The sequence below is a fragment of the Sphingomonas sp. genome (assembly GCF_040398505.1).
In the GTDB taxonomy this organism is placed as follows: domain Bacteria; phylum Pseudomonadota; class Alphaproteobacteria; order Sphingomonadales; family Sphingomonadaceae; genus Sphingomonas.
In genome coordinates, this window is sequence record NZ_JBBATX010000090.1 from 1 (window position 1) to 10,927 (window position 10,927).

The window sequence follows — 10,927 nt, forward strand, 5'->3', positions numbered from 1 at the left end:
TTAGCTTTCCCTCTCCCTATGGGAGCGGGTGGCCGAGCGTAGCGAGGTCGGGTGAGGGCAGCGCGCGCGCCATCTGCCTTCACCCTTCCGTCGCTGCGCTCCTCCCTCCCTCTCCCACAGGGAGAGGGAATTAAGCGCGCAATTCGCTCGCCGCGCGCGCCAACGCCTCAACCTCTGCCATGCTCGCCCCCTTGGGCGTGACCCAGCTGCCGCCGACGCACAGCACGGGCGCGAACCCGAGCCACGCCGGCGCGCTTGCCTCGGTGATGCCGCCGGTCGGGCAGAAGCTGCATTGGTAGAACGGCGCGGCGAGCGCCTTCAGCGCCTTCAACCCGCCATTCGCCTCGGCCGGGAAGAATTTGAAATGTGTGAGGCCCAGATCGAGCCCCAACATGATGTCCGCCGCATTGGCGATGCCGGGGAGGAACGGCACGCCACTTGCGATGATCGGTTGCGCGAGCCGCTCGGTCAGGCCCGGCGAGACGATGAATTCGGCGCCCGCATCCATGGCTGCCGCGAATTGCTCGGGATTGACCACCGTGCCCGCGCCGACGATCGCGCCGGGAACCTTCTTCATTCCGCGGATCGCGTCGAGCGCGGCCGGGGTGCGCAGTGTCACCTCGAGCACTTTGAGGCCACCCGCGACCAGCGCCTCGGCGAGCGGGCGAGCGGTCGCAGCATCGTCGATCACCAGCACGGGGATCACCGCGCTGGTGCGCATCACGGTTTCGATACTCATCGGGCATGTTCCTGTGCAAAGGCCGCCGCCGCGCCGAACAAGCCGGGTTGCGGGTGCGTGATGATCTTGACCGGCACCGACTTCATCAGACCCTGAAACCGGCCCTTGGCGGTGAAGCGCTGTTCGAATCCCGATTGCAGCAACCGGTCCTTCAGCCGCAGCCCAAGCCCACCGGCAATCACCACCGCGCTCGGCCCATGCGCCAGCGCGAGATCGCCCGCCACCGCCCCCAGCGCAAGGCAGAAGCGGTCAAGCGCCGCGAGCGCGAGACTGTCGCCGCCCTCAAGCGCCAGCGTCCAGATCGCCTTGTCGTCGATCTGCTGGATCGCGCGGCCCTCAATCTCGGCGAGCGTCTGATAGATTGCGACGATCCCAGGACCCGCGACGACGCGCTCCATCGAGACGCGCGTGAAGGTCCTGCGCAGCCGCTTGAGCAATGCATCCTCGATCCCGTCGAGCGGGGCGAAATCCTGATGCCCGCCTTCGGTTTCGATCACGTGATAGCCATGCTTCGTGCGCAGCACTTGGGCGACACCCAGACCGGTGCCGGGGCCACAAACAGTGATCGATCCGCTGTGTGGCAGTGCCACATCGGGGCCGCAGACATGCGTGAAATGCTCGGGCGCGACTTGCGCGACGGCATGGCCGATTGCGCCGAAATCGTTGATCAGCACATAGCTGTCGACATTTAATCGCTCCGGGATCAGCGCGGGGCGGATGATCCACGGATTGTTGGTCATCTTGATGAGATCGCCACCGATCGGGGAGGCAATGCCGATTGCGGCAGCACGCGGCAGTGGCGTGCCGACGTGCTGCCCGAAGGCCTGCCAGGCGGTCTGCAAACTCGCATATTCGGCGGTCTTGAGCGTGACCGGCTCGCCAAGCGAAACGACACAGCCCTCGGCTACCTCGGCGATGGCGAAGCGCGCGTGCGTGCCTCCGAGATCTACTGAAACTAACTGCATGAAAACTTCGCTGCTTGCACCCCGGCGAAAGCCGGGGCCCAGTTGAGAGACATGTGGGGGGAGGCACAGCGCGCAGGAACGACAACCTTCGATACTGGGCCCCGGCCTTCGCCGGGGTGGAGCACATTGTGAGACATATTCACCAACCCATCCCCGTCAGCAGCGGCGAGGCACCGCGCTCGGCTTCATTGGCATTCGCGCGGAACAGGCCGAACAATTCGCGGCCCATGCCTTCGGCCTCAGGAGGCGCACTGGCGGGGGTGCGTGCCGCCCATTCCGCCGGATCGACGCGCGCGAACAGGTCGCCCGCGGCGGCATCGAGCCGGATCACATCGCCATCACGCACGCGTGACAGCGGCCCATCACCCAAGGCCTCGGGCGAGCAATGGATCGCCGCCGGGACCTTGCCGCTCGCCCCCGACATCCGCCCGTCAGTCACGAGCGCGACGCGGAACCCGCGATTCTGAAGCACGCCGAGCGCGGGCGTCAATTTGTGCAATTCGGGCATCCCGTTGGCGCGCGGGCCCTGAAAGCGCATCACCACGACGACATCGCGGTCGAGCTCGCCGGCCTGGAACGCGGCGAGGACGGCGGCTTGGTCCTGAAAGACGCGCGCGGGCGCTTCGATCGTCCAGCGATCGCGCTCGACCGCCGAGACCTTGATGCAGGCGCGGCCAAGGTTACCCGTGAGGATGCGAAACCCGCCTTCGGGGGCGAAGGGTGCCGCGGGCGCGCGGAGGATCGTGTCGTCGCCGCTCTCGCCGGGATCGACCCAGGCGAGCGCCTCGGCGTCGTCCAGTACCGGCTTGCGCCCATAATCGGTCATGTTCTCTCCCGCGACCGTCAGCAGATCGCGGTGCAACAGCCCGGCATCGGCGAGTTCGCGGATCACGAAGGCCATCCCGCCCGCATGCTCGAACCCGTTCACATCGGCCGAGCCATTGGGATAAACTCGCGCGATCAGCGGGATCGCTTTCGAGAGGCGGTCGAAATCCTCCCAGTCGATCACGATCCCGGCGCACGCCGCGATGGCGGGCAAATGGAGCAAATGATTGGTCGAGCCGCCGGTCGCGAGCAGCCCAATCGCCGCGTTCACGATTGCCTTCTCATCGACGCACAGCCCGAGCGGGCGATAGCAATCGCCATTCCAGCCGATTTGCGGCAAGCGGTGCACTGCGGCGCGCGTCAATTCCTGCCGCAACTTGGTGCCGGGGTTGACGAAGGCAGCGCCGGGCATGTGCAGCCCCATCATTTCCATCATCATCTGGTTGGAATTGGCGGTGCCGTAGAAGGTGCAGGTGCCCTTTGAATGATACGCGCCGATCTCGGCTTCGAGCAGCGCCTCGCGGCCGACTTTGCCCTCGGCAAACGCCTCGCGCACCGCGACCTTGGCCTTGTTGGCGAGGCCCGAGGGCATTGGCCCCGCGGGCACGAACACCATCGGCAAATGCCCGAAGCGCAGGGCGCCCATCAGCAAGCCCGGTACGATCTTGTCGCAAATGCCGAGCAACGCCGCGCCTTCGAACATGCCGTGGCTGAGCGCGATTGCGGTCGACAGCGCGATCGTGTCGCGACTGAACAGCGACAGCTCCATCCCGGCATAGCCTTGCGTGACACCGTCGCACATCGCCGGCACGCCGCCCGCGACTTGCGCGGTCGCGCCCGCTTCACGCGCCCACAGCTTCATCTGCTCGGGATAACGATAGTATGGCGCGTGTGCCGAGAGCATGTCGTTATACGACGTGACGATCCCGATATTCATCGCCTTGCCGCTGGTCAGCGTCGCGCGATCCTCCTCGGTTCCGGCATAGGCGTGCGCGGCATTCGCGCAGCCCATCGCCGGCCGCGCGATATGCGTGTCGCGCGCGTGACCGATCAGCGCCAGATACGCGTCGCGCATTGGCTTCGACCGGGTGATGATCCGGTCGGTAACGGCGGCGATTTCGGGGTGAAGGGTCATGCGCGGGGAGCTCCTACCGTTCGTGCTGAGCTTGTCGAAGCACAGCGTGCAGCAAACGGGGCCTGTGCGTGTTGCACCGGCCCTTCGACAGGCTCAGGGCGAACGGACGCTTGCATCACTCCGCCGCCCAGTGGATATCCACCGGCAGCTCGGCATCCGCCAGCACGCGCCCGATCGGGTATTTCGACGACGGACCCTGCTTGATCGCGTCCTCAATCACCTTCTTCTTGGCGTCGCCGATGACCGCAATGATCAGCGCCCGCGCGGAGATCATTGCCTCACGGCTGAGCGTCACCCGCGCGACGGGAGCATCCTTGGGCATCGGATCGGGCATCACGCCCAGCGCGCGGCGCTCCTTCGGGCCAGACAGCGCCTCGTCATAATCCGGGCCCGGAAAGATCGACCCGGTATGCCCATCGGCACCGACGCCGAGCAAGCACAGATCGAGCGGCCAGTGCAGATCCTGCATCAGCGCATCGGCCGAGCGACCTGCGGCCTTGTAATCGGCCGTCGCGTTGGGGACGATCGGCATCACGCGCGCACCCTTGGGCAGGAACGCCTTGGCAATCATCGTCACGTTCGACAGCGGATCGCCCAGCGGCACGATCCGTTCGTCGACGGGCACGATCGTCACGCGCTTCCAGTCATGCTTGGCGGCGGCGAGCTTGGCATAGATCGGGATCGGCGTCTTGCCGCCCGACAGCGCGATCACCGCCGCGCCGCGCGCATCGATCGCGCTGTCGATGATAAAGCCGATATCGCCCGCGACGGCCGCGGCCATCTCGTCGGCATTCTCATAATCCCACCATTCGATTTCACGGTCGTCGTCGGTCATTGGCTCTTCTTTCGTTTCTCCCTCCCCTTCAGGGGAGAGGGTCGGGGAGAGGGGCTGTGCCGGGAACAGACGTTCGCGTTACGTCCCTTCTCTCGCGCTTCGCTTCGCTCGCTTGCCAGTTTTGGGTAAACGATGCCCCGCATCGTTTAGTATCGTCCGGGGGACGATACGACCCAAAACTCCCCGCGTGCGGGCAGAGGGCGATTCAATCGTCCTGCCACGTCACCCCGTCCCGCTCGGTCAGCGCGATTGCGGCGCTGGGGCCCCAACTGCCCGAGGCGTAATTCTTGGGCTTCATGTCATTCGCCACCCAACCGGCGCGGATCGCGTCGATCCACATCCATTGCGCCTCGACCTCGTCGCGCCGCACGAACAGCGTCTGGTCGCCCTCGATCAGATCGAGCAGCAACCGCTCATACGCGATACGGCGCGGCTTTCCGGCGAATTCGGCATCGAGACTGAGATTCAGCGGCACTTCGCGCAAGCGGATGCCGTCGCGGTCGAGCCCCGGTTCTTTCGCCATCACCAGCAGCTGGACATATTCCTCGGGCTGGAGCCGGATCACCAGCACGTTGGGCTGCAGCAGTCCGCCGCGGTTCGAGAACATCGAATGCGGCACCGGCTTGAACTGGATCGCGATTTCGCTGCGCCGCGTCGTCATGCGCTTGCCGGTGCGCAGGTAGAACGGCACGCCTTGCCAGCGCCAATTGTCGACATGCGCCTTGATCGCGACGAACGTCTCGGTGGTGGAAGGTTTGCCCAGTTCGTCGATATAGCCCTTGACGATCGCGCCGCCGCTCGCCCCGGCCGCATATTGCCCCGTCACCGACGTTGAGGGCGCGTCGGCCGGTTCGATCGTGCGCAGCGACCGGAATACCTTGGCCTTCTCGTCGCGGATCGCGGTGCCGTCGAAGCGCGCGGGCGGCTCCATCGCGATCAGCGCGAGCAATTGCAGCATATGATTGGCGACCATGTCGCGCAAAGCGCCCGCACCGTCATAATAAGCGGCGCGTTCCTCGAGCCCGACCGTCTCCGAAATCGTGATCTGGATGTTGTCGATCCCGCGCGCATTCCACACCGGCTCAAAGAAACTGTTGCCGAACCGCAGCGCGAGGATGTTCTGGACCGTTTCCTTGCCGAGATAATGGTCGATCCGGAAGGTGCGATCTTCCGAAAACGCCGAGGCGACGGTGTCGTTAATCTCGCGGCTGGAGGCGAGATCGTAGCCGAGCGGCTTCTCCAGTCCGATCCGCACCGTGTCACCGGCCAGACCCGCCGAATCGAGGCCGCGGATCACCGCTTCGAACAGCGACGGCGCGGTCGACAGGAAGATCGCAAGCCCGCCCGACACGTCGCCGACTTTCTCGGCGAGTTGATGGTAATGCGTCAGGTCGGTAGCATCGAGCGACTGGTATTGGAGCCGGTCGAGAAAGCTTTTCGCGGCCTTCTCGTCCTTGCGGTCGGCCGGCAGAAATTCGTCGAGCGCGGTCTTTGCGAATGTGCGGTAGCTCGCATCGCTATGCTCGGAGCGGGCGGTGCCGGTGATGGTCAGCCCCTCGGGCAACAATCCATCGGCGTGTAAGCCATAGAGCGAGGGCAGCAGCATGCGCTGCGCAAGATCTCCGGTCGCACCGAACAGCAACAGCTTGGCGACGGGCGTGCGAACATGCATTGCGAAGCGATCTCCTGGGGAAGGGCTTCCCTAATGACGCGGAGACGCGTCGCCAAGGTGAATACGTAAGCTAGAGCGTTAAACCGGCAACGGGATCGAATCCGGCCATGATATTCAGGTTCTGCACCGCCGCGCCGGCCGCACCCTTGCCGAGATTATCGAGCGTGGCGACCAAGCGCGCCTGACCCGTCTCGGCATTGCCGCACACGCGCAGCGTCAGCCGATCGGTTCCCGCATCATCCTCGATCCGTGCCACGGCGTCGTCGCCCGACGCGATGCGGATCACCTTGCTGTCGACATAGGCCTCGCGCAGCACCGCTTCGCACACGTGCAAAGTCGGGTGACGCGTGAACATGTGAAGCGGGAGACCGATTTCGACGATCATGCCACGATAGGTGTTGGCGACCGATGGCATGAAGATCGGCGGATGTTCGAGCCGCGCGTACTTCTGCATCTCCGGCACATGCTTGTGCGCCAGGCCAAGCGCATAGGCGTGCGCCGCGGGTGGCGGATTGACGCCCTCGAAGTCCGCAATCATTGCCTTGCCGCCGCCCGAATAGCCCGACACGGCATTCACGCAGATCGCCCAATCGACGGGCACCAGCCCCGCGCGCACCAACGGCCGGATCAGCGCGAGGAACCCGGTTGGATAGCAGCCGGGGTTGCTCACGCGCTTGGCCTCGGCAACCGCAGCGCTTTGGAATGGCTCGAGCTCGGGGAAACCGTAGGTCCAGCCATCGGTCGTACGGTGCGCGGTCGATGCGTCGATCACGCGCGTGCGATCATTGGCGATCAGGGCGACTGCTTCGCGCGCGGCATCGTCGGGCAGGCACAGAATCACGAAATCGCTGTCGTTGAGCGCTTCGGTGCGCGCGGCCGGATCCTTGCGCCGCGACTCGTCGAGTTCGACCAGCGCCACGTCGCTGCGGCCCGCCATGCGCTCGCGGATTTCGAGCCCGGTGGTCCCTGCCGCCCCATCAATGAAGAGCGAGACGCTCATACGCTTGGCCACGATAGGGCATCGGCATCGACATAGCCAACCAGATCATGCCCGGGAGAGCGGCCCCAGGCGCGGCCTTTTACAAACTCGAGCACCTCAAAAACCTCGCCGATAACCAGCTCGGCGAGATCGCCGGATTGCAGGTCGACCCCCTGCCGCAAAGGGGTCGCCGAAACGACAACCCGTTGAACCGACGCCGCATAATGCGGCGCGAAGACGCGGTCAGCGAGGCGAATATCGGCGAGGTCGCGCCGCACGGCGTTGTGGAGCGGGTCCAGCGGCACCGAGGCTCCCCGCAGCGCGAAGCTGTTACGCGGTGGCGCTGCGGACGGCGCGTGCGGGTGCGCGTCCGTTGGTTGATTGTGGCGTGCTGTCGCCGATGAACTGTCCGAAGTCGTCAAGAAACTCTGCCCCCTCGGCGGTACGCGCGACGAAGATGTTGCGCTTGTCGTTGTCGTCGCGTTGACGGCGCAGATAGCCCAGGGTGCCGAGCCTGTTCAAGGCGCGCGTGACGACCGGCTTCGAGACATTGAGCATCGCCGCCAATCCGCGCACCGTATGCGGCCCGGGTTTGAGATAGACGACGAGCAGCAACGCCATTTGGCGGTTGGTCAGGTCGGGCTCACCCGACCGAACATAATCCACGAGCGTTCGCATCCATTCGGAAAGGGCATGATCGGAGGTTAAAGCCACAATAAATGTCCGCAAATAACTCGGCAAATCCCCACAATCGGGGATGTTCCTGAAGCCCTAACGCGCCGAATGCCGTCAGGGTTCAATACGGTGTCGAAATGTCGGGCCGAGCGAGGCGACGAACCGGCAAACGTCCGCGGCGGTTGATCGAACGCGGTACCTCGCCTATGTGCCCGGCTTCGCTGCACGCAGCATCAAGGATTCAGCCCGCTTCATGTTTCTTTTCCAGTTTCTCCTCGTCGTCCATGCCGTCATCGCGGCTGCGCTCGTCGGCGTCATCCTTGTCCAGAAGTCCGAAGGCGGCGGGCTTGGCATGGGCGGTAGCCCGTCGGGCCTGATGTCCGCGCGCGGCGCGGCTGATTTCCTGACGCGCGCCACCTCGATCCTCGGGGCAACATTCATAACGCTCAGCATCGTGCTGGCGGTGTTGGCAGCGCAGGGACGCAGCACCAAGATCGACACCTCGCTCGCGCGGGGCGCTGCGGCCACGGCACCGACGGTGCCTGCGCCGGCGGGCGATCCGAATGCCGCGCCGTTCTCGGCCGGTGCGCAAAGCGCATTGCAGAATCAGGCGGCTCCTGCTGTCGATAACGGTTCGGTGCCGCTCGCCCAATAATCCGCGCGCGGCCATGCGGGCCGCGTAGTTTTCCACAATTGACGGAGTCGCACGCTTGCCGTGCCACCCCGCTTGACGCTAGGCCTTTGCTCCCATGGCGCGGTTCATTTTCATCACCGGCGGCGTGGTTTCCTCGCTCGGCAAGGGTCTTATGGCGGCGAGCCTCGCGGCATTGCTGCAAGCGCGCGGCTATCGCGTACGCATTCGCAAGTTCGATCCGTATCTTAACGTCGATCCCGGCACGATGTCGCCGTATCAGCACGGCGAAGTCTACGTCACCGACGACGGTGCCGAGACCGACCTCGATCTCGGCCATTACGAGCGCTTCACCGGGGTCGCGTCGCGCCAGTCGGACAATGTCACTTCGGGCCGGATCTATCAGCAGATCATCACGCGCGAGCGGCGCGGCGATTATCTCGGCGCGACGGTGCAGGTCATCCCGCACGTGACCGACGCGATCAAGGAATTCGCGCAGGCGCAGACCGAGGATCTCGATTTCGTACTGTGCGAAATCGGCGGGACCGTCGGCGACATCGAATCGCTGCCGTTCATCGAGGCGATCCGGCAGCTTCGCAACGATCTCGGTCGCGGCAATTCGGTCAGCATTCACGTCACGCTGGTGCCCTACATCGCCGCCGCCGGTGAATTGAAGACCAAGCCGACGCAGCATTCGGTCCGCGAACTCGCCGCTTTGGGCGTCCAGCCCGATGTGCTGGTGTGCCGCTGCGAACAGCCCTTGCCCGACAGCGATCGCGCCAAGATCGCCTTGTTCTGCAACGTGCCGATGGAAGCGGTGATCCCCGCGCTCGATGCCAAGAGCATCTACTCGGTGCCGGTACAATATCATCAGGAGGGCCTCGACGACGCCGTCCTCAACGCCTTCGGCATCCTGCCCGGCGGCGCGCCCGATCTGTCGCGCTGGACCGACATTATGGACCGGCTGACCAATCCCGAGGGCGAAGTCACGATCGGCGTCGTCGGCAAATATGTCGGCCTGCAGGACGCGTACAAGTCGCTCAACGAAGCGCTGGTTCATGGCGGCATCGCCAACCGCGTGAAGGTCAATATCGAATGGATCGACGCGGAGCTGTTCGAGGCCCCAGATAGTGATGTTGCCGCACGGCTCGAACCGCTCCACGCGATTCTCGTTCCCGGTGCGTTTGGCGAGCGTGGTGCCGAGGGCAAGATCGCCAGCGTCCGCTTCGCGCGCGAACGCGACATTCCCTATTTCGGGATCTGTTTCGGGATGCAGATGGCGTGCGTCGAGGGTGCGCGCGATCTGGCGGGGATTACGGGTGCCTCCTCCACCGAATTCGGCCCGACCGAGGAACCCGTCGTCGGCATGATCACCGAATGGATGTCGGCCGAAGGCGTGCAGACGCGCGAAGCCGGCGGCGATCTCGGCGGGACGATGCGGCTGGGTGCCTATGCGGCGAAGCTTGACGGCAATTCTGTCGTCTCCAGCATCTATGGCAGCGCCGACATCTCCGAACGCCACCGTCACCGCTACGAGGTCAACACCGCCTACCGCGCGGCGCTCGAACAGGGCGGTTTGGTGTTCAGCGGCATGTCGCCCGACGGGATGCTCCCCGAAATCGTCGAGCGGCCCGATCATCCGTGGTTCGTCGGCGTGCAGTTCCACCCGGAATTGAAGAGCAAACCCTTCGACCCGCACCCGCTGTTCGCGAGCTTTGTTGCGGCGGCGGTGAAGCAGAGCCGGTTGGTTTAGAACTCCTGTCGGCATTGACTGCCGGTGCCGAAGCGTCCATTTTTGTGGCCAGTTTCGAAAGTAGTCTCGATGTCGGCATCGGCGCGCACCAAGTTATCGGAAGTGCCTTTTGCGGAACTGGATATCGTCCGGCTCCGTTCGATGCTGTATACCGATGACGGGAGCATTCCGGCGGGCTCGATCGGAACGATCGTCTTCCGGCATGATCGCGGTGCGGCGTTCGAGGTCGAGTTCGTCAAGCCCTTTGCCGTGGTCGCCACGCTGCGTCCGGCCGATCTGGCACCGGCCGTGTGACTTCAATCGACGGGCAGCACGTTATCGAGCTTGCCAAGATTACCGACTATCTATTGAGCGCTGAACACCCAATTGGTCGAGCGAAAGCGGCCTATTTTAACGCGTTCGGGCTTGATTCCGCTGACCCTATTGCCTTCGCGAATGCGTTGGAGGCCCATGCGAGGACGCGCCCGATCGTCAGGAGTATCGAGGGGCCGTTCGGTACCAAGCGCGAAGTGCGCTGCTCGATATCTACGCCCGATCGCCGTAACCCGTGCATCATCGTGATCTGGTTTCGGCCGCTCGGCACGAACACCCATCGGATGATAACAGCGTATCCCGCGCCCAGCGACCAGCAAAAAGGGCGCCCGGATCGCTCCGGACGCCCCACCAAGCCTAATACCAAGTCGCGGTGATTGTGACTCGCGAGGGGATTCCCAAGTGG

At 64.6% G+C, this 10,927-nt stretch carries 12 protein-coding genes; 4 read left to right on the plus strand and 8 right to left on the minus strand.

Annotation, left to right across the window (positions count from 1 at the left end; translation table 11 throughout):
- Positions 1-130: 130 nt before the first annotated feature.
- The 8 genes from eda to ABWP09_RS11105 form a co-directional block, all read right to left on the minus strand.
- The gene (eda, locus tag ABWP09_RS11070) at positions 131-739 is read right to left on the minus strand and encodes a bifunctional 4-hydroxy-2-oxoglutarate aldolase/2-dehydro-3-deoxy-phosphogluconate aldolase (protein ID WP_353205199.1); all 609 of its coding nucleotides are present in this window, start codon (positions 737-739) and stop codon (positions 131-133) included.
- Positions 736-1,704 carry a glucokinase gene (glk, locus tag ABWP09_RS11075; protein ID WP_353205200.1) on the minus strand — a complete coding sequence of 323 codons (969 nt, stop codon included), beginning with the start codon at positions 1,702-1,704 and terminating at the stop codon, positions 736-738. The genes eda and glk overlap by 4 nt, the downstream gene beginning before the upstream one ends.
- Positions 1,705-1,843: 139 nt before the next feature.
- The gene (edd, locus tag ABWP09_RS11080) at positions 1,844-3,664 is read right to left on the minus strand and encodes a phosphogluconate dehydratase (RefSeq protein ID WP_353205201.1); all 1,821 of its coding nucleotides are present in this window, start codon (positions 3,662-3,664) and stop codon (positions 1,844-1,846) included.
- Positions 3,665-3,779: 115 nt separating this feature from the next.
- Positions 3,780-4,499 (minus strand): 6-phosphogluconolactonase, encoded by a 720-nt coding sequence (gene pgl / locus ABWP09_RS11085; RefSeq protein ID WP_353205202.1) that lies wholly within the window; start codon positions 4,497-4,499, stop codon positions 3,780-3,782.
- Between the two features lie 205 nt (positions 4,500-4,704).
- On the minus strand, positions 4,705-6,171 hold the full coding sequence (zwf, locus tag ABWP09_RS11090) for a glucose-6-phosphate dehydrogenase (protein WP_353205203.1): 1,467 nt from the start codon (positions 6,169-6,171) through the stop codon (positions 4,705-4,707).
- A gap of 70 nt (positions 6,172-6,241) precedes the next feature.
- Positions 6,242-7,171, minus strand: a complete 930-nt coding sequence (gene argC / locus ABWP09_RS11095; protein WP_353205204.1) for an N-acetyl-gamma-glutamyl-phosphate reductase — start codon at positions 7,169-7,171, stop codon at positions 6,242-6,244.
- Positions 7,168-7,455, minus strand: coding sequence for an SH3 domain-containing protein (locus ABWP09_RS11100; protein ID WP_353205205.1), 288 nt, complete (start codon positions 7,453-7,455; stop codon positions 7,168-7,170). The genes argC and ABWP09_RS11100 overlap by 4 nt, the downstream gene beginning before the upstream one ends.
- Before the next feature lie 25 nt (positions 7,456-7,480).
- A complete protein-coding gene (locus ABWP09_RS11105; protein WP_353205210.1) occupies positions 7,481-7,828 on the minus strand; it encodes a MarR family transcriptional regulator in 348 nt (115 codons plus the stop codon).
- A 250-nt stretch (positions 7,829-8,078) separates the two neighbouring features.
- Here ABWP09_RS11105 and secG point away from each other — a divergent pair, with 250 nt between their 5' ends.
- From secG to ABWP09_RS11125, 4 genes are all read left to right on the plus strand, one after another.
- A complete protein-coding gene (gene secG, locus ABWP09_RS11110) occupies positions 8,079-8,480 on the plus strand; it encodes a preprotein translocase subunit SecG (RefSeq protein ID WP_353205206.1) in 402 nt (133 codons plus the stop codon).
- Between the two features lie 94 nt (positions 8,481-8,574).
- The gene (gene pyrG, locus ABWP09_RS11115) at positions 8,575-10,209 is read left to right on the plus strand and encodes a CTP synthase (protein ID WP_353205207.1); all 1,635 of its coding nucleotides are present in this window, start codon (positions 8,575-8,577) and stop codon (positions 10,207-10,209) included.
- A 69-nt stretch (positions 10,210-10,278) separates the two neighbouring features.
- A complete protein-coding gene (locus tag ABWP09_RS11120) occupies positions 10,279-10,503 on the plus strand; it encodes a DUF4926 domain-containing protein (RefSeq protein WP_353205208.1) in 225 nt (74 codons plus the stop codon).
- On the plus strand, positions 10,500-10,898 hold the full coding sequence (locus tag ABWP09_RS11125; protein WP_353205209.1) for a DUF6883 domain-containing protein: 399 nt from the start codon (positions 10,500-10,502) through the stop codon (positions 10,896-10,898). Before ABWP09_RS11120 ends, ABWP09_RS11125 begins: the two co-directional genes overlap by 4 nt.
- The last annotated feature ends 29 nt before the right edge of the window (positions 10,899-10,927 follow it).